19 protein-coding genes are annotated in these 18,575 nt (G+C 68.7%); 16 read left to right on the top strand and 3 right to left on the bottom strand.

Features of this window, described 5'->3' with window-relative positions; translation table 11 throughout:
- Positions 1-37 precede the first annotated feature (37 nt).
- From E5P3_RS17030 to E5P3_RS17000, 8 genes are all read left to right on the top strand, one after another.
- Positions 38-1,513: a sensor histidine kinase gene (locus E5P3_RS17030; RefSeq protein WP_162587050.1), complete on the top strand. Its 1,476-nt coding sequence runs from the start codon at positions 38-40 to the stop codon at positions 1,511-1,513.
- A 120-nt stretch (positions 1,514-1,633) separates the two neighbouring features.
- Entirely contained in the window at positions 1,634-2,263 is a 630-nt protein-coding gene (locus E5P3_RS17025) for a response regulator transcription factor (RefSeq protein ID WP_162587049.1), read from the top strand.
- 126 nt (positions 2,264-2,389) lie between these two features.
- Positions 2,390-2,902 (top strand): GlcG/HbpS family heme-binding protein, encoded by a 513-nt coding sequence (locus E5P3_RS17020; RefSeq protein WP_162587048.1) that lies wholly within the window; start codon positions 2,390-2,392, stop codon positions 2,900-2,902.
- 28 nt (positions 2,903-2,930) lie between these two features.
- Entirely contained in the window at positions 2,931-3,620 is a 690-nt protein-coding gene (locus tag E5P3_RS17015) for an ankyrin repeat domain-containing protein (RefSeq protein ID WP_162587047.1), read from the top strand.
- Positions 3,621-3,663: 43 nt separating this feature from the next.
- A complete protein-coding gene (locus tag E5P3_RS17010) occupies positions 3,664-4,311 on the top strand; it encodes an FMN-binding negative transcriptional regulator (RefSeq protein WP_162587046.1) in 648 nt (215 codons plus the stop codon).
- A 3-nt stretch (positions 4,312-4,314) separates the two neighbouring features.
- A complete protein-coding gene (locus E5P3_RS35805) occupies positions 4,315-4,533 on the top strand; it encodes a hypothetical protein (protein WP_232073177.1) in 219 nt (72 codons plus the stop codon).
- Between the two features lie 10 nt (positions 4,534-4,543).
- The gene (gene tadA / locus E5P3_RS17005; RefSeq protein ID WP_232073176.1) at positions 4,544-5,599 is read left to right on the top strand and encodes a tRNA adenosine(34) deaminase TadA; all 1,056 of its coding nucleotides are present in this window, start codon (positions 4,544-4,546) and stop codon (positions 5,597-5,599) included.
- Complete coding sequence (locus tag E5P3_RS17000) at positions 5,596-6,528, top strand: LD-carboxypeptidase (RefSeq protein WP_162587044.1); 933 nt, start codon at positions 5,596-5,598, stop codon at positions 6,526-6,528. The genes tadA and E5P3_RS17000 overlap by 4 nt, the downstream gene beginning before the upstream one ends.
- A 61-nt stretch (positions 6,529-6,589) precedes the next feature.
- On the opposite strand, the gene E5P3_RS16995 is transcribed toward E5P3_RS17000, so the two are convergent.
- A complete protein-coding gene (locus tag E5P3_RS16995) occupies positions 6,590-6,847 on the bottom strand; it encodes a hypothetical protein (RefSeq protein ID WP_232073175.1) in 258 nt (85 codons plus the stop codon).
- A gap of 370 nt (positions 6,848-7,217) precedes the next feature.
- Here E5P3_RS16995 and E5P3_RS16990 point away from each other — a divergent pair, with 370 nt between their 5' ends.
- The 4 genes from E5P3_RS16990 to E5P3_RS16975 all read left to right on the top strand — a co-directional run bounded on the left by E5P3_RS16990 (position 7,218) and on the right by E5P3_RS16975 (position 11,541).
- Entirely contained in the window at positions 7,218-8,165 is a 948-nt protein-coding gene (locus E5P3_RS16990) for an adenylate/guanylate cyclase domain-containing protein (RefSeq protein WP_162587042.1), read from the top strand.
- A 105-nt stretch (positions 8,166-8,270) separates the two neighbouring features.
- Positions 8,271-9,659 (top strand): phenylacetate--CoA ligase family protein, encoded by a 1,389-nt coding sequence (locus E5P3_RS16985; RefSeq protein ID WP_162587041.1) that lies wholly within the window; start codon positions 8,271-8,273, stop codon positions 9,657-9,659.
- 102 nt (positions 9,660-9,761) lie between these two features.
- The gene (locus E5P3_RS16980; protein ID WP_162587040.1) at positions 9,762-9,980 is read left to right on the top strand and encodes a hypothetical protein; all 219 of its coding nucleotides are present in this window, start codon (positions 9,762-9,764) and stop codon (positions 9,978-9,980) included.
- A gap of 133 nt (positions 9,981-10,113) precedes the next feature.
- Positions 10,114-11,541 (top strand): methyl-accepting chemotaxis protein, encoded by a 1,428-nt coding sequence (locus E5P3_RS16975; protein WP_197893970.1) that lies wholly within the window; start codon positions 10,114-10,116, stop codon positions 11,539-11,541.
- A gap of 34 nt (positions 11,542-11,575) precedes the next feature.
- On the opposite strand, the gene E5P3_RS16970 is transcribed toward E5P3_RS16975, so the two are convergent.
- Positions 11,576-12,277, bottom strand: coding sequence for an enoyl-CoA hydratase/isomerase family protein (locus tag E5P3_RS16970; protein ID WP_162587039.1), 702 nt, complete (start codon positions 12,275-12,277; stop codon positions 11,576-11,578).
- A 38-nt stretch (positions 12,278-12,315) separates the two neighbouring features.
- Positions 12,316-13,539 (bottom strand): CaiB/BaiF CoA transferase family protein, encoded by a 1,224-nt coding sequence (locus tag E5P3_RS16965; protein ID WP_162587038.1) that lies wholly within the window; start codon positions 13,537-13,539, stop codon positions 12,316-12,318.
- Between the two features lie 83 nt (positions 13,540-13,622).
- Here E5P3_RS16965 and betC point away from each other — a divergent pair, with 83 nt between their 5' ends.
- Genes betC through E5P3_RS16945 form a run of 4 tightly spaced genes read left to right on the top strand, consistent with a single transcriptional unit; the run spans position 13,623 to position 18,574 of the window.
- On the top strand, positions 13,623-15,146 hold the full coding sequence (betC, locus tag E5P3_RS16960; RefSeq protein ID WP_162587037.1) for a choline-sulfatase: 1,524 nt from the start codon (positions 13,623-13,625) through the stop codon (positions 15,144-15,146).
- 12 nt (positions 15,147-15,158) lie between these two features.
- Positions 15,159-16,658 (top strand): aldehyde dehydrogenase family protein, encoded by a 1,500-nt coding sequence (locus tag E5P3_RS16955; RefSeq protein WP_162587036.1) that lies wholly within the window; start codon positions 15,159-15,161, stop codon positions 16,656-16,658.
- Between the two features lie 33 nt (positions 16,659-16,691).
- Positions 16,692-17,585, top strand: a complete 894-nt coding sequence (mmsB, locus tag E5P3_RS16950; protein ID WP_162587035.1) for a 3-hydroxyisobutyrate dehydrogenase — start codon at positions 16,692-16,694, stop codon at positions 17,583-17,585.
- Positions 17,586-17,608: 23 nt separating this feature from the next.
- Positions 17,609-18,574 (top strand): Bug family tripartite tricarboxylate transporter substrate binding protein, encoded by a 966-nt coding sequence (locus E5P3_RS16945; protein WP_162587034.1) that lies wholly within the window; start codon positions 17,609-17,611, stop codon positions 18,572-18,574.
- Position 18,575: the final 1 nt, after the last annotated feature.

Here is an 18,575-nt window from a genome sequence, read left to right as displayed (position 1 = left end):
GTCGGGCTTCCCGGCCGGCGCGGGCACAATTCGCGCCATGAGGCAATGGTTGCGCACGCAGGGTGGTTGGTGGCTCGCATGGCTGCTGCTCGCCGGCGCCGGCGCGACGTGGATCGCGCGCGCCGAGCTGGCTAAGCTGCACGAGGAATTCGAGGTCAACGGCCGCATCGCGCATCGCCTCATGAGCCAGCAGGTGGTGCAGTACGACGCCGTGCTGGCCACGCTGGCGCTGCTGGCGCCTGCGGCGGATGCAGAGCGGCCCGAGCAGCGGCTGTCGGCGGTCTACCCGTCGATCCTCGGCGTCGAACGGCGCGAGGCCGGTGCGGGCTGGTCCGACCGCGTGCTGGCAGACGCCGAAGCGAGGTCGCGCGAGCTTCGTCGTCCCGAGCTGGCCGGCCAGGACCTCGCGACGGGCCGCTACCGGCTCGTGATCGGCGCCACGCCGACCAGCTATGCACTCGACATCGACCTCGCGGGCACCGTGCCCGCGCGCGACTGGCCGATGGAGCCGAAGACCAGCCCGGTGCGCGTGGTGCTGGAGCGCGCCGGGCAGCAGTTCGTGGTGCAGGCCGGGCGGCCCGCGTTGCCGCAGGGCTGGTCCTTCTCGTTTCGCAAGGTGCTGGCGTCGGACAGCCAGCCCTTCGACCTGGTGGCCGAGCGCCATGTGTCCTGGGGGGAACTGCCCTGGGGCTGGATGCTGGCATGGGCCGGCGCCATCGGCGTGGTGCTGTGGGGCGCCCGCGCGCTGCGGCGCCAGCGCATCGAGCGGCGCCGCGCCGAGGAACTGCTGCGGCTCGGCCAGGTCGCGCGGCTCAATGCGCTGGGCGAGCTCGCGGCCGGCATGGCGCACGAGCTCAACCAGCCTTTGACGGCCGTGCTCGCCAACACGCAGGCGGCGCGCCGGCTGCTCGACGAGGACCCGCCCGAGCTCGCGACCGCGCGCGGTGCGATGCAGCAGGCGGCCGAGCAGGCGAGGCGCGCGGCCGATGTCGTGGGCCGCCTGCGCCGCGTGATCGAGCGGCCGGGCCAGGCCGGCGCCGCCAGGCCCGTGCCGCTGCAGGACGCGGTGCGCAGCGCGCTGCACCTGCTGGCGCCGGAGTTCGACAAGCGCGCGATCGCGCCGGTACTCGAAGGGGCCGCGCAGGCGCCGGTCAGCGTGCAGGCTGAACCGGTGGCGCTGGAGCAGATCGTCCACAACCTGCTGATGAACGCGCTGCAGGCGCTCGACGAGCTCCCGGCCGGCGAGCGGCAGTTGCGGCTCGCGGTGGAGCGCCAGGACGGCCAGGGCGTGCTGCGCGTGAGCGACAACGGCCGCGGCATCGCGCCCGAGCTGCTCGCGCGCATCTTCGAGCCCTTCTTCAGCACGCGCGAGGGTGGATTGGGCCTGGGCCTGAGCCTGTGCGAGACGCTGGCCGGCGCGATGGGCGGCTCGCTGGCCGCCGAGCCCGAGCAGCCGCGCGGCGCGCGCTTCACGCTGCGCCTGCCGTTGGCGCTGCAGGAGGGAAACGCATGAGACGCCGGGCCGCTCCCAAGTCGAAGAGCACCGCAGTGCGAAGCACGGAGGTTTCCTGATGAGACGCCGGGCCGCTCCCAAGTCGAAGAGCACCGCAGTGCGAAGCACGGAGGTCTCTTGATGCCGAACGAGCCGCAGTCGCCACTTGTCCACCTGATCGACGACGACCGCGCCGTCCGCGAGAGCCTGGCGCTGCTGATCGGCACGGTCGGACTGCGCACCCAGTGCTGGCCGGACCCACAGGCCTTCGTCGCAGGCTTCGACCGCGGCGGCATCGGCGCCATCGTGCTCGACGTGCGCATGCCGGGCATCAGCGGCCTCGCGGTGCTCGATACGCTGGTCTCGCAGGGCGTGGACCAGCCGGTGATCATGCTGACCGGCCACGGCACGGTGGAGATGTGCCGGCGTGCCTTCAAGGCCGGCGCCGCGGAGTTCCTGGAGAAGCCGGTCGACGACGAGCAACTGCTCGAGGCCCTGCAGCAGGCGGTGCGCCAGCATGTGCGCTCGCGCGAGCGGACCCAGGCCGACCAGGCGGCGCGCGAGCGGCACGCGCAGCTTTCCGAGCGCGAGCGCGAGGTGCTGCGCTTCATCGTCGAGGGACTGACCAACAAGGAGATCGCGCGCACGCTGGCACTGTCGCCGCGCACGGTCGAGACCCATCGCGCCAACCTGTTCGCGAAGCTGGGCTGCGAGTCGCTGGCGCAGCTGATCCGGCGCTACGCGGCGCTGGCCGGCCGCGACGCTCCGTAGTTCTACGGAGGGCGGGCGTAGCCGTACGAATGGCGGCGCAGGGCCGCGATTCCTACAGTGGCGGTGCGGTCGGCAAGGCGCCGGCGCTTTATTCAAACTGCCTAGAACCACTTCGGAGAACTCCGCATGCATTCGTCCCTTCGCCTCGGCGCATTCGCCGTCTCTCTCGCCCTCTGTGCATGGAGCGTGCAGGCCCAGCAAGCCCCGGCGCCCGCTGTGCGCACCGAGCGCAACATCTCGCTGGAGCTCGCGAACCAGATCGCCGCCGCCACCGTGGCCGCCTGCACAGCCAACGGCTACGCGGTCGCGGCGACCGTGGTCGACCGGGCCGGCGTGGTGCGCGCGGTGCAGCGCGCCGACACCGCCGGGGCGCACACCGTGGCCGCCAGCGAGCGCAAGGCCTGGACCTCGGCCTCGGCCAAGGCGCCCACGCTGGCGATGATGGAGAACGCCCAGAAGAATCCGGGCGCGGCGAACCTGGTGAACATCCCCGGTTTCCTGCTGCTGGGCGGCGGCGTGCCGGTCAAGTCCGGCAACGAGGTCATCGGCGCGGTCGGTGTCGGAGGCGCACCGGGCGGGCATCTCGACGAGCAATGCGCCAACGCAGGCATCGAGAAGGTCAAGGCCCAGCTGGGCTGAGCTTCTTCTGAGCACGAGGATGAAGGCCATGCATTGTGCGAGCCTCGCCCTGCTGGCCGCGCTGGCGATCGGCAGCGTGGCGCCGGCGGCGGCGCAGGTGCCGCCCACGGCACCGGAGGCGCTCGCCTACGAGGGTGTGCACCAGGCGGCCTGGCGCGGCGATCTTGCTCGCCTCAAGGCCCTGATCGCGGCCGGTGCCGATCTGGAGGCGCGCGACGGGCGCGGCCGCACGGCCCTGCATGTGGCGACGCATGCACGCCAGCGCGAGGCGATCCGCGTGCTGGCCCAGGCCGGCGCGAAGCTCGATGTGCTCGAGGACGACCGCTACGACGCGATCACCATCGCCGCCGTGGCGGATGACCCTGCCACGCTGTCGCTGCTGCTGTCGCTGGGTGCCAGCCCCGGGCAGACCACCAGCCGCTATGACGGCACCGCGCTGATCGCCGCGGCGCATCTCGGGCATGACGAGGTGGTGCGGCGGCTGATCGTGGCGGGCGCGCCGCTGGACCATGTCAACAACCTGCACTGGACCGCGCTGATCGAATCGATCGTGCTCGGCGACGGCGGGCCGCGGCACCAGCGCACGCTGGCGGCGCTGGTCGATGCGGGGGCCAGCCTGCAACTGGCCGATCGGCAGGGCAACACGCCCTTGCAGCTGGCGCGTGCGCGCGGCTATGCGGCGATGATCGCCAAACTCAAGGCGGCAGGCGCGAAGTAGAGCGCCTCGCGGACAATGGGCGGTCCCACGAGGAGGATCGTCCATGTACATGCCGCCCCAGTTCAACAGCCAGGACCGCGCCATCGCCGCGGCGCTGATGCGACAGCACCCCTTCGCCAGCCTGATCTCGACCGATGAGGAGGGCCTGCCTTTCGTCACGCACCTGCCGCTGGTGCTCGACGACCGCGGGCCGGAGGGTGGCTTCTCGCTGCTGGGGCATTGCGCCAAGCCCAATCCGCAGTGGCGCTACCTGCAGGCGAGGCCGCGGGCGCTCGCGAGCTTTCTCGGGCCGCATGCCTACCTGTCGCCCTCGGTCTACCCGGACCTCGCGCGCGTGCCGACCTGGAATTACCTGGCGGTGCACTGCACGGTCGAGGCCCGCCTCATCGAGACGCCGGTCGAAAAGGACGCGCTGCTCAAGCGCCTGATCGGCGAGCACGAGCCGGCCTATGCGCAGCAGTGGCGCGACCTGGGCGAGGAGTTCCAGCTCAAGATGCTCAACGGCATCGTCGGCTTCGAATTGCAAGTGACGGCGCTGCAATGCAAGCTCAAGCTCAACCAGCACCGGCGCGAGTCGCATCCGGCGATGTACGCGCGCTACAGCGCGGGCACGCCGGACGAGCAGGCCCTCGCGGCCTGGATGCAGCGCCTGGGCATGCGGACCGATGCGGCACAGGCGCAGGAGAACTGAAGAATGCGCTCCCTCGGATTGATCGGACTGGTGCTCGCGCTCGTGATCGTCGGGGTGCTGGTCAAGCGGCAGATGAGCAGCATGGCCGTCACGCCGCCGGCAGCCGATGCGCGCCCGCAGCTGTCGCAGCCTGAGCAGGCACTGCACGTCCAGCAGCAATTCAAGCAATCGCTCGACGAGGCGATGCAGCAGCCGCGTCCCATCCCAGATGACGCCCGATGACGAACACTGGATGCGCCTCGCACTGGCAGAGGCGCACCGGGCGGCCGAGGCCGGGGAGGTGCCGGTCGGCGCCGTGCTGGTGAAGGAGGGGCGGCTGATCGCTGCGGGGCGCAATGCCCCGGTCGCGCTGCACGACCCCAGCGCGCATGCCGAGATGAATGCGTTGCGCGCGGGCGGCGCAGCCCTGGGCAACTATCGCCTGGACGGCTGCGAGCTTTTCGTGACGCTGGAGCCATGCGCCATGTGCGCCGGCGCCATGCTCCATGCGCGGCTGGCACGCGTGGTGTTCGGCGCGGCCGATCCGAAGACCGGCGCGGCGGGCTCGGTGCTGGACCTGTTCTCAAGGCGCGAGCTCAACCACCACACGCAAGTGCAGGGCGGCGTGCTGGCGGCGGACTGCCAGGGACTGCTGCAGGACTTCTTCAAGGGCCGCCGCAGCGCGGCGCGCGAGGCGGCCGAACCGCTGCGCGACGATGCGCTGCGCACCCCGGACGAGCGCTTCGAGGCCGTGGCCGGCTATGGCTTCGAGCCGCGCTACGTCAGCGATCTCCCGAGCCAGCGAGGTTGGCGCATGCACTACCTCGACGAAGGGCCGGCGGCCGCAGCATGGGCCTGCCTGTGCCTGCACGGCCCGGGCGAGTGGAGCTACTTCTTCAGGCACCTCGCGCGCGTGCCGGGATGGCGCGTGCTGGCGCCGGACCTGATCGGCTTCGGCCGCAGCGACAAGCCCAAGCGCGAGACGGTGCACACGTGGGCCTGGCACCGCGACCTGCTGCTCGAATGGCTGGACCGGCTGCAGCCCGGCCCGCTCGCGCTGGTGCACAGTGCCGGCGCGGCGCCGCTCGCATCCCTGATCGCGAGCGCCGCCCCCGGGCGGTTCGCGCTGGTGCGGATGGCGCCGGATGCAGGCGAGGCCGTGATCGATGCCTGGCGCGCGCCCTTTCCCGATCGCGGCTACGAGGCGGCACTGCGTGCCCTCGGCCCGATTCCGCAGGGCGTTTCGGGTCCCGGCGCCGCGCAGGCAGCCCGGCTCGCGCAGGTGGCGATGGGATACTTCGGCCCGTGAAGAAGAAACACATCTATATCTACTCCCCCTCCAGCGCCGTACGCGACAAGGCTGCCTTCCGGCGCGGGATCAAGCGATTGCAGGCGCTGGGCCACGAGGTGGAGATCGACGAGGCCGCGCTGGCCACCCATCAACGTTTTGCCGGCGACGATGCAACCCGGCTGGCGGCCATCTCCCGCGCCGCCGCGAGCCGGGCCGACGTGGCCTTGATATCGCGCGGCGGCTATGGCCTCACGCGCATCCTGGATGCAATTCCCTACAAGGCGGTCGCCAAGGCCATCGATCGCGGCACCGAGTTCGTGGGCCTGAGCGACTTCACCGCGCTGCAGAACGCGCTGCTGGCGAAGACGGGCGCCGTGAGCTGGCAGGGCCCGGCCGTGGGCGAAGACTTCGGCGCCGAGGAGGGTGCCGACGAGATCATGGAAGCCTGCTTCGACGACCTGCTGCACGGCCAGGGCGAAGGCACCGGCTGGCGCGTGCCGAAGCGCGACGCCGAGGCCGTGGCAGGATTCCGCGGGCTGCATGGCGCGACGCTGTGGGGCGGCAACCTCTGCGTGCTCGTGAGCCTGCTGGGCACGCCGTACTTTCCGGCGGTCGACAAGGGCGTGCTCTTCTTCGAGGACGTGAACGAGCATCCTTTCCGGGTGGAGCGCATGCTCGACCAGCTGCGCCATGCCGGCGTGCTGGCGCGCCAGAAGGCTGTGCTCTTCGGCCAGTTCACCGGAGGGCGCACGGTACCGCACGACCGCGGGTTCGACCTGGGGACGGTGATCGCACGCCTGCGCACATTGATCAAGGCGCCGGTGCTCACGGGCCTGCCCTTCGGCCATGTCCCGACCAAGGTGCTGCTGCCGGTGGGTGCCAAGGTGGAAGTGGCGGCGGATGGCCGGGACGTCTTCATGGTGTGGGGCCACCGGCATTCGCACTGAGCGAGGCCCGGAAAAACAAAAGCCGCTGCAGGGCAGCGGCTTCCGGTAGGGCAGGGACGCCTCAGGTGGTGATGCGGTGATGCGGCCGCGGCACCATCGCGCCGGGCAGGCCACCCTTGAACATGCGGTTGATCTGGCGCATCTGGCGGCGGGCCGCGGCCTCGCCGTCCACCGCGCTCAGGGCCGTCAGCACATCCTGGCGCAGGTACCAGAGCGCTTCGAGGTCTCCGGCAAAGCGCACGCGCTGGGCGACCCGCTGGGCGGAATGGCCGCCATGGGTCTGCAGCAGCGACAGCATGGCACTGCGAATCTGGCCCATTTGACGATCCGCCGAACGGCGCAAGCCGAGGGCCGGGAACGACAACAAGCGAAAGAAACTTTGTAGTGCCATGTGATGAAAGGCAGTGCCAGGAGCCTAGAGGATTACAACGTTAAGCCTAGGAATGGCGTCTTACAAGGCTGGGCGCATAATTTCATGTTCAAAAACAACATACTTCACGAATATCTTCAAGCACTGGACGAAGATTTGATGCTTAAGTTGTACTCGCCGCCGTGCACCTGATGTTCAGCCTTGTTCCTAATGAAAAAGCAACAGCTTTGCGTGCTAACCGTCAGATTTGACGCCCCCTCGGGCGTTCGTGCGGCGCTTTGCCATAATCGTTCGGCGCGAGCCACCAAAAATTGCACAAATGACCGGCCATCCCACTGTCGTTTTCGCTGACCTGACGGGAAGCACCCGGGTTTTCGAGGCCATGGGCAACGCCAGGGCCACTGAAACCGTTACCCGCCTCATCCAGTGGATCGGCGGCGTCTGCGAGGCGCATGGCGGCCGTGTCGTGAAATCGCTGGGCGATGGCGTGTTTGCAATATTCACCAGCGGCATCAATGCCACCAAGGCGGTCCTCGAGCTCCAGCGGAATCACCAGAAGCGCCTGCAAACCTGGCCGGCCCCGTTGCGCATGGAGTTGCAGATCGGCGTGGCGAGCGGCGAGGTGGTGGAGGTGGACGGCGACTGCTACGGCGACGCCGTCAACCTCGCGTCCCGGCTCAGCGACCTGGCCGGCCCGGGGCAGATCTGGGCCACCGAGTCGGTCATCGACCAGCTGCAGGGCGGCGAGGCGCGGCATCGCAGCCTCGGTCCGATCAATATCCGCGGCAAGAACGAGATGCCGGTGGTGCACCGCATCGACTGGCAGGACGAAGTCACCGAGTTCCTCACCATGCCGGCGACGCTGGCCGTGCCGTCGCGCGTGGCGGACTCCTCCTTCGGGCAGATCGAGCTCGCGTGGCTCGACGTGCGCTCGATGTTCCGCGCCGCCGAGCTGCCCATCCACCTGGGCCGCGTGGACGAGGCGCAGTTCGTCGTCAACGATCCGCGCGTGTCGCGGCTGCATGCGCGTATCGAGGCGCGGCAGGGCAGCTGTGTGCTGGTCGACATCAGCACCTACGGCACCTGGGTTCGGTTCCACGGTACTGCCGGCGCGAGCGGCGAGATCGCGCTGCGGCGCGAGGAGTGCGTGCTGCACGGGAGCGGGGAAATCGGGCTGGGCGCGCCGTTGAGCGACTTCAGCGCGCCGACCATTTCCTTCAACACCACCGGCGGCAACGTGCAGCTCGCCCGGCGCGAGACGCGCTGATGCAGCGCGGCGGGCCGATCGCCTGCCGTGTTCGACTGGTATTTCGATAGTCCTTGGCAAGCCGGGCGGCTGCGTCCACCATGGCGGGTCCTGCTCCCGCCTGCGATGCTGCCTCCCTTCGACCCCTGGCTCACCAGCCGCATCGCGCTCGATGCGGCCGCGGTGCCGCATGCCGGCGCCCAGGCGCTGGCCGATCGCCAGGCGCGGCGCCTGGCAGATCTTCTGCGAGCGGCCGTGCGCGGATCGGCCTTCTACCGACGACGGTTCCAGGGGCTCGACCCCACCAGCGTGCGGCTGGAAGAACTGCCGGTCGTGCGCAAGGCCGAGCTGATGGGCGCCTTCGACGACTGGGTCGCCGACCCGGCGCTGCGCCTCGATGCGCTGCGCCGCTTCACCGCCGACCGCTCTCGCATCGCCGACCCTTTCGCCGAACGCTATATGGTCTGGGAAAGCTCGGGCAGCAGCGGCGAGCCGGGCATCTTCGTGCAGGACGCCCAGGCGATGGCGGTCTACGACGCGCTCGAGTTCGTGCGCCGGCCAGCGGCGCGCTCGCTCGAGCGGTTGATGAATCCCTTCGGGCTGGGCGAGCGCATTGCCTTCGTCGGCGCCACCGGGGGGCATTTTGCGAGCACGGTCTCGATCGAGCGCCTGCGCCGTCTCAACCCGGCGCTCTCGCTGAGCCTGCACAGCATCTCCTTCCTGCAGTCTTCCGAAGCGTTGGTGGCCGAGCTCGATGCCCTGCGGCCCGCCGTCGTCGCCACCTATCCCAGCGTGGCGCTGCTGCTGGCCGAGGAGCGCATGGCCGGCCGGCTGCACACGGTGCCGCGAGAGATGTGGACCGGAGGCGAGGAACTGTCGGCGACGCGGCGCGGCTTCGTGGCGCAGGCGCTGGGCTGCCCCGTGGTCGACAGCTACGGCGCCTCGGAATTCCTCACGCTGGCCAGCGAATGCCGCCACGGGCGGCTTCATCTCAACAGCGACTGGGCGATCCTCGAGTCGTTGGACGCGCAAGGTCGCACGGTCCGGCCCGGGGAGCGCGGCGCCAGCACGCTGCTGACCAACCTCGCCAACCACGTGCAGCCGCTGATCCGCTACGAGCTCGGGGACCGCGTGCGGCAGGATGCCGAGCCCTGCCCCTGCGGCTCCGCTTTACCGGCGATCGAGGTGGAGGGCCGCAACGACGATGCGTTGCGGCTCGGCCGCCCGGGCGCCCGCGCCGTTTGCGTCCCCCCGCTGGCGGTGAGCACAGTGCTGGAGGACGACGCCGGCCTGTTCGACTTCCAGCTGGTCCAGCAGGGCCCGTGCGAGCTGCTCCTTCGCACCGGCCTGCGGGGCAAGGCGGCGGACGCGAGCCTGCGCCGCGCGCGCGCGGCGCTGTCAGCCTTCCTGCTGCGGATCGGCGCCGTCGGCGTGCACATCCGCTGCCGGAGCGGCGAACGCGAATGCCGGGGCGCCAGCGGCAAGTTGCAGCGCATACTCGTCGCGTCGACTTGAAGGGCCAGAGGGGATCCACTAGGCTTCATGTTTCGACCCGGCGCAAAGGCGCCGCGGCCTTGCGAGCGACCGCTTTCAATCCGAACTTCCTGGAGACATCCAATGACCCTCGCCTCCGCCGCCGATCTGTCGAACAGTCCCTATGGCAGCTTCCAGCCGGTGCTCGACTGGCAGGCCGCCGTCATCCAGAGCCTGATGCAGGCGCAGCAGATCCAGCTGCAAATGCTGACCGCCTGGCAGCGCCCCTTTGCCGCCGTCAACCAGGAGCTCTGGGACCAGTGGGTGGTCCGCTTCGGCGGCGGCGTGCCTATCGACGGATAGCCGCCGCACGGGCGAATCGCGATTCCGGAGCTTCCTGGGGGATTACACCTAGGCTCGGGCTCTCAAGTTCCAGCGGGTGCTGCCGATAAGCCTCATGACCAGGCCCCGCATCGGCGGCCGTCGAGGAACAAGCATGCGGAATATGAAGATCGCGACCCGTCTCGGATGGGGGTTCGGAATCGTGCTGCTGTTGATGGCAGCATCGATCGCGATGGGCATGGTGCGCTTGCGCGGCATGGCCGAGATCCACGAGCGCGCCGAGGCCATACAACAGGAGATGCTGCAGGGCGGTATCCGGCAGCTGGGGCAGGGCGCCACGGTACCGGAAGGCGTCCAGAAGCAGCTCGCGGCCCTGGCCGAACAGCAGGGCCGGCAGGCCCGCGCGACAGCCGTCGAGCTCGAGCAGGCGATCGACGGCGCGCGCTGGCTCCTGCTGGGCCTGGGCCTGCTCGCGCTCGCGACGGGCATCGCCTGGACGATCGGGCTGGTGCGCAGCATCGTCAGGCCGCTGGACGAGGCCATCTTCATCGCCGAGACCGTGGCGGCCGGCGACCTCAGCAAGGAATTCGAGACCGAGCGCGGCGGCGAGTTCGGCCGCCTGCTGCGGGGCATGGGCGAGATGGAGGACACGCTGACGGACGTGGTGACCCGCATCAAGGAATCGACCGATTCGATCGTGACCGCGTCGCAGCAGATTGCCGTGGGCAATCAGGATCTCTCGTCGCGCACCGAGGAGCAGGCCAGTTCGCTGGAGCAGACGGCCGCGTCGATGGAAGAGCTGACCTCCACCGTCAAGCAGAACGCCGACAACGCGCGGCAGGCGAACCAACTGGCGCTCTCGGCCTCCGAGGTGGCGGTGAAGGGCGGCAGCGTAGTCGACCAGGTGGTGGACACCATGGCCTCGATCCACGCCTCGTCCAAGAAGATCGTCGACATCATCGGCGTGATCGACGGCATCGCCTTCCAGACCAACATCCTCGCGCTCAACGCTGCGGTGGAAGCGGCGCGGGCCGGCGAGCAGGGCCGGGGCTTCGCGGTGGTGGCATCGGAAGTGCGCAATCTCGCGCAGCGCTCGGCTGCAGCCGCCAAGGAAATCAAGGGCCTGATCGACGACTCGGTGGGCAAGGTCGATGCCGGCACCGCGCTGGTGGGCGAAGCCGGCAAGACGATGGAAGAGATCGTGGGCAGCATCCGCCGCGTGACCGATATCGTGGGCGAGATCAGCGCGGCGAGCCACGAGCAGACCCAAGGCATCGAGCAGATCAACCAGGCGATCACGCAGATGGACCAGGTGACCCAGCAGAACGCGGCGCTGGTGGAAGAGGCGGCGGCCGCGGCAAGCTCGCTGCAGGACCAGGCCGGGAAGCTTTCGCAGGTGGTCGGCACCTTCAAGCTCGACGACGATGAAGCGCCGCCTGTGCGCGCGGCCGTGATTGCGGTCCAGGTCAGGCCGGCGACCCAGGCCGCCCCGCGCGCGAAGGCGCCCGTCCAGCGCATCGCCGCCGCAACGCCGCACAAGCCTTCGGCTGTGCCTGCCGGCGGCGATTGGGAGAGCTTCTAGGGAGCTTCTCCCGCTTCCGACGCAGGCTTGAAGATCACTTCGTTGCCGCATCCGCCAGGCTCGCCAGCCGTCTCGCGGTTTCCTTCGACGACAAGGACGCTTGGTACGCAGACCTGCCTGAGTCCTCGTTCCAATCGCCTGCCGCGATGGCGTCGATGTGCCGTTTCATCGAGCGGACGGCCTCCACCTCGCACCGGGCAATGTGGTCCCGGTAGGTGTTGATCCGCGGTTGGAACTCATCGCGTTCCACCAGCTCCGTGAGGAAGCCGATCCTTAGCAACTCTTCGCTGTCCATCGTCATCCCGGTCAGGAAGATCTTCTTGCTTGCGGAACAGCCCAGCCGTGTGACGAAGCGTCGCAGCCCGCCCGGGTAGTAGTGCAAGCCGAACCTCGCTGCGGGCATGAACAGGCGGCATCCACGCACACCAATCCGGAAGTCGCACGCGAGCGCCAGGTCGGTGCCGCCGCCATAGGCACTGCCATTCATCGCGCATAGGGTGGGAACGTTGAGCTTCTCCAAGGCATCGAGCATTTCCTCGAGAGATCGATCCAGGCGTGCGCCGATCTGCCCCAGCGTATAGCCGGCGCAGAAGGTCTTTTCACCTTCACCGGTCAGAACTAGCAGCCGCACGGAGGGCGCGGCGCGGACTTGCTCGATCTGTTTCAGCAGGACCGCGGGGTCGTCCGGATCGATGCGGTTGTGTTGCCCCGGACGGCGCAAGGTGATGATCGCCATCGAGTCCGCAATCTCCAGCGTGGGTGCCGAGTCGCCCCTCATGCGACGGCCCCTTGTGCGTGCTGCACGATCACCCCCTTGCGAGCCATCGCCTGGAGGTCCGCCTCTGCATAGCCGTGTTCCCGAAGCACTTCGAAGGTGTGTTCCCCCACGACCGGAGGTGCGCGGCGGATCGACCCGCCCAGGCGGCCATCGAACGAGATCGGGCTGCCCACCTGCCGGATCACGCCGAGCTCGGCGTGCTGCACCTCCTCCACGAGCCGCGAGTGGAGCACCTGTTCATCCGCGAAGACGTCGGCAAGGTCGTTGATGGGGCCTGCCGGGATGTCGGCGGCGAGCAGCTTTTGCGTCCATTCGCCCCGGCTGCGCTCCTTCAATCTCGCCTCGATGAGTTCCTTGAGTTCCAGGCGCCGCTCGATCCGCGCGGCGTTGGTGGCGTAGCGCGGATCGCCGACCAGTTGCTGCATTTCGAGCACCTCGCAAAGCCGCTTCCACATCTCGGCGGTCGCCGGCGCGATGTTCAAGGGGCCGTCGGCTGTCTCGAACACGCCGTACGGCGAGATGACGGGGTGGGTGTTCCCCGCGAGCTTCGGCACTTCGCCGAGGCTCAGGTAGCGCTGCGCCTGCACGCTCATGAGTCCGACGAGGCCGGCCAGCAAGGAGGTGTCGACCCGCCGGCCGCGGCCGCTCACGTGCCGCTCTGAAATGGCGGCGAGCACGCCGATCGCGCACCACATGCCGGCGGTCTGATCTCCGATGGCCACCCCGACGCGAACAGGACCGGACTCCGCGGTCCCTGTGACGCTCATCAGGCCCGAGTAGCCCTGGGCAATCTGGTCGAAGCCCGGGCGGCCGCTGGCCGGTCCCGTGCGGCCGAAGCCGGTCACGCTCGCGTAGATGAGGCGTGGATTCGCGGCCGCGAGCGTTTCGTGGGAGAGGCCCATCGCCTCCATTGCGCCGGCGCGGAAGTTCTCCACGATGACATCGCATCTTCCCGCCAGCTCTCGCAACAGGTCCAGCGCCGCAGGGTCGCGGAAGTTGACGGCGATGCCGCGCTTGTTCCGGTTGCCGCTCAGGTAGTAGGCGCTGGTGCCGCGGTCGAAGGGCCCCCAGTTGCGGATCATGTCGCCGCCGGTCGGCTCGACCTTGACCACATCGGCGCCGAGGTCGCCGAGGACCATGGTGCAGAAGGGGCCGGCCAGCGCGCGGGTGAGATCCAGGACGCGAACGCCGGACAGGGGCAGGGATGTTGGGTCGCTCATGTTTTCTCCGCTTGTCATATCGCTGAGGCCAGTCTATATTGCATACAACCGAAATGCAATCATTGTGCAATCAAGGAGACCCGATGCGAAAACCCAACATCCTGTTCGTCATGGCCGATCAACTGTCGGCCCCCGTCCTGCCGTTCCACGGCAACCCGGTCGTGAAAGCGCCTCACCTGCAGGCGCTCGCCGAGCGCTCCGCCGTTTTCGAGAATGCCTACTGCAATTTCCCGCTGTGCGCACCGGCGCGCTTCTCGCTTCTTGCCGGCCAGTTCGCGACGCGCATCGGCGCGTTCGACAACGCCTGCGAGTTCCAGGCGGCCACGCCCACGCTCCCTTACTACCTCGCCCAGCAGGGCTACAAGACCATCCTCAGCGGCAAGATGCACTTCGTGGGGCCGGACCAGAAGCACGGCTTCGAAGAGCGGCTCACCACCGACATCTACCCCGCGGACTTCGGCTGGGTGGCGGACTGGACGGAAGGTGAATTCAGCTTCTACTCGCCGGGCCACAACCTGAGCACGGTGGATGAAAGCGGCTCCTGCTTCAGAAGCCTGCAACTCGATTTCGACGAGGAAGTGGAGGCCAAGGCGATCCAGCGGCTGTACGACCTCGCGCGGGAGGACGAGCAGCCATTCTTCATGTGCGTGTCCTATACCCACCCCCACCCGCCGTACCACATCCCTCCGGAGTACCTCGAGCGGTACTCGCCGGAAGAAATCAACTTGCCCATCGTCGGCGACATGCCGATGCAGGAGCGCGACAAGCTCAGCCAGTGGGTCCAGTACTCCCACGGGCTCAATGAGAAGGGCGCCACCGACGAGCAGGTGCGCCGCGCGCGCCACGCCTACTACGCGATGGTCAGCTACATCGACGACAAGGTCGGGCGCCTGCTCGAAACGCTCAAGCGCGCCGGCTTCGACGACAACACGATCGTGGTGGTCACCTCCGACCACGGCGACATGCTGGGAGAACGCGGCATGTGGTTCAAGCGGGTGTTCTTCGACTGGTCGGCCAAGGTACCCCTGCTGGTCTTCGATCCCCGCGCACCCAAGCCGCGGCGCATCGCAGACCCGGTCTCGCACGTGGACCTGCTGCCGACCCTCGTGGACTACGCCACCGATGGGAAGTCGCCCGCGTGGGTCGAACCGATCGATGGCCGCAGCCTCGTGCCGCTGGTGGCCACGGGCGACGACAGCGCCGACGCGGAAGCGTTCGTCGAATACACCGCCGAAGGCGTGACCGGCCCCTGCTGCATGCTGCGGCGCGGCAAGTACAAGTACATGTACACGCACGGCCATCCCGACCTCCTGTTCGACATGGAGGCCGACCCCAACGAGCTCGTCGACATCGCGCAGCAGCAACCGCAGGTCCTGGCCGAACTCAAGGCGCGCGTGCTCTCCCGCTGGGACCCGGAGGCGATCACGCAGCAGGTTCTGGCCAGCCAGGCCAGGCGCAAGTTCATCAACTCGCTGCCCGACGCCATGCAGCCGGTCTGGGACTACCAGGCCAGCACCGACGACACGCGCCGGTTCGTGCGCCGCGGCAGTGCCCGGGTGATCAAGGTCAAGAAGCGCTGGCCGCCACTGGCCGCCGCAGGGAAATGAAGGAGGCGCAGCATGACTCACGCGAAGCTCAATGCGGACACGGATCCGCACCGTCTCGCCCGCGCCATCGGCGGGTACAACCTGATCGGCGGCGTACTGGTCGAGGCGCGCTCTGGGCGCACCTTCCCGGTCGTCAATCCCGCCACCGGCCGCGAGATCGGCCATGCCGCCTATAGCGATGCAAGCGACGTGGACCAGGCAGTCGCCGCAGCAGCAAGTGCCCAGCCTGCGTGGGCCGCAACGGCCGCGCGCAAGCGAGGCACCCTCGTGGCTGAATGCTCACGTCTTCTGGCCGAGCACGTGGAAGAGCTCGGCCGGCTGGTCGCGCTCGAGACAGGCAAGGCCTTGCGAACCGAGAGCCGTGTGGAGGCTTCGGTGGTCGCCGACGCGCTGCAGTTCTACGGTGGCCTGGGCTCGGAACTCAAGGGGGAGACCATTCCCTTCAGCCCCGACATGCTGACCCTCACGCAGCGCGAGCCGATCGGTGTCGTGGGGGTGATCATTCCCTGGAACGCGCCCATGATGCTGATGGCGCTGAAGATCGCGCCGGCGCTGGTGGCGGGCAACACGGTCGTGGTGAAGTCGGCAGAAGAAGCGCCGCTGGCGGTTCTGCGCGTGTGCCAGATCCTTAACCAGAAGCTGCCTGCGGGTGTGCTCAACATCGTCTCCGGCTACGGCGCGGACTGCGGGGCGCCGCTCGTCGCGCACCCTGGCGTGGGGAAGGTGACCTTCACCGGCTCCGTCGAGACCGGCCGCATCGTCGCGCGCACGGCCGGGGAAAAGCTGATCCCCGTCACGCTCGAACTCGGCGGCAAGAGCCCGATGATCGTGATGGACGACGCGGACCTTCCCAAGGCCGTCGCCGGCGCGGTCAGCGGCATGCGCTTCACCCGGCAGGGCCAGAGCTGCACCGCGGCCAGCCGCATCCTCGTGCACGAGAAGGTTCACGACGAGTTCGTCTCCATGCTCAAGGCGCGCGTCGATGCGATGAAGATGGGCGACCCGCTCCATGAGGAGACGGACATCGGCACCATCATCTCGCGGCCCCAGCTCGACAAGGTCCTGGGCTACATCGAAAGCGGCCGATCCGAGCCCGGGGCGCTGGCGCACGAATGCTCGCAGCTGCCCGCGGGCGAAGCGCTTCGCTCGGGCCTCTTCGTGCGGCCTGTCATCTTCACCGGGCTCGACAACACCTCCCGCCTCGCGCGGGAGGAGATCTTCGGCCCCGTGACCTGCGTGATCCGCTTCTCCAGCTACGAAGAGGCCTTGACGATGGCCAACGACAGCGACTTCGGGCTGGCAGCGACCATCTGGACGCAGAACCTGAAGACGGCCCTGGACGCCACGCGGCGACTACAGGCCGGCTTCGTGCAGGTGAACCAGAACATCGTCGTCCAGCCCGGACTGTCCTATGGCGGCGTCAAGCAATCGGGACTGGGACGCGAGGCCTCCCTGGAAGCGATGCTGGACCACTTCACCCACAAGAAGACAGTGATCTTCAACATGAGCTGAGTCGACTGCTTTCCAAACCAAGGAGACAACACCATGGCTGTGATCGGTTTCATCGGACTGGGCAACATGGGCTTTCCCATGGCATGCCGACTGAAGGAAGCGGGGCACGAGGTGCGCTGCTTCGACGTGAGCGCGGGCGCCATGGAGCGCGCGCATGACGCGGGGCTGCACCCACGCACATCGGCCCACCAGGTGGTGGCCGGCGCGCAGGTCGTGATCACGATGCTGCCCAGCGGACGCCACGTGCTGGACGTGCTTGCGGCGGGGGCGCTGCCTTTCGCCCCGGGCGCACTGGTCATCGATTGCTCGACGATCGATGTCGCGTCCTGCGCCACCTTCCACGAGCGCTTGCAAGCCAAGGGGCTCGCCACCCTCGACGCGCCCGTCTCCGGCGGCGTCGGCGGCGCCGCCGCGGGGACGCTCACCATCATGGCCGGCGGAACGCAAGCGGCCTTTGCGCGTGCGCTCGAACTGCTGCGCGCCATGGGCAAGAACATCATCCACGCAGGCGCGGCCGGCGCCGGGCAGGCTGCGAAGATCTGCAACAACATGCTCGCCGGCATTTCCATGCTGGCGGTGTCGGAAGCCCTTTACCTGGCAAAGCGCCTGGGCCTCGATGCCCGGAAGTTCTTCGAGATCGCCTCGACATCGTCGGGCCAGTGCTGGGCCCTCACGAGCTACGCACCCGAGCCAGGCCTGGTGCCGTCCGCCCCCGCCAATCGCGGCTACGAGGGCGGCTTTGCGTCCGAGCTGATGCTCAAGGACCTGCGCCTCGCTGAGCAGGCCGCCGTCGAGAGCCACTCGCCTGCGCTGCTCGGCGCAGCTGCAGCGTCCGTCTACGCGATGCATTGCGCCGCGGGCCGGGGCCGGCTCGATTTCTCTTCCATCATCCAGATGCTCGGCGCAGCGCAGCCCGCGCGTTCCTGAACGAGCCAGACAAGGAGACGCGCATGAAGATCATCCGCCGCACCTTCAACGGCGCGATCGTCGCGCTGCTGTGCACCGGCACCGCCGCCTTTGCCCAAAAGGACACGGGCAAGCTGATCGTCGGCTATCCGGCAGGGCAGTCCGTCGATGCGGTCGCTCGCCTGCTCGCCGATCGCCTGGGCCCGGCGATCGGCCGGTCCCTGATCGTGGAAAACATGCCCGGCCAGTCGGGCAGCATCGCCCTCGAGGCGGTGGCGCGCATGCCGGCCGACGGCAGCATCATGACCTTGTCGGCATCCGCAGCCGTCGCGGGCAATCCGGTCCTGTACAAGAACGTGCGCTACGACAGCGTGAGGGACTTCGAGCCTGTCGGCTTGATCTACGACGCGCCGCTCGTGCTGATGGTGAACAGCAGGCTGCCGGTCACGTCACTGGACGAACTCGTCGCCTACGTGAAGGAGAATCGGGGCAAGGTGAACTACTCGTCGCCGGGTAACGGCTCCGTGTCGCACCTGGCCATGTCGGAGCTCATGCGACGCACCGGCATCGAGATGACGCACGTGCCCTACCAGGGCGCGGCCAAGTCGCTCACGGACCTGGCCGCGGGCCAGGTGCAGGTCTCCTTCGACGCATATGGCGCGGCCCAGCCCTTCCTGGCGGGCGGGCGGGTGCGCGCGATCGCCGTGAGCTCTGGCGAGCGCATTTCGGTGCTGCCCTCTGTGCCGACGGTCGCGGAGAGCGGCCTGGCCGATTTCGATCTCGTGCCGTGGGTCGGACTGCTGGCGCCTGCCGGCACGCCCAGGGCCGTTTTCGACAAGGTCAGCGAAGAACTCGCGAAGATCGTGCGCTCGCCCGATTTCTCCCAGCGGATCGTCGGCCTTGGAGGGCGGCCCCGATCCAAGCCGGCTGCGGAGTTCAAGCGCTTCGTGGGGGTAGAGGTCGACCGCTGGGCGGCCATCATCAAGAGCTCTGGCGCCCGGCTGGAGTGAC

This window comes from Variovorax sp. RA8 (assembly GCF_901827175.1).
GTDB lineage: Bacteria > Pseudomonadota > Gammaproteobacteria > Burkholderiales > Burkholderiaceae_C > Variovorax.
The sequence above is the reverse complement of the archived record's forward strand: the minus strand, read 5'-3'. Positions and strand labels throughout refer to the sequence as shown.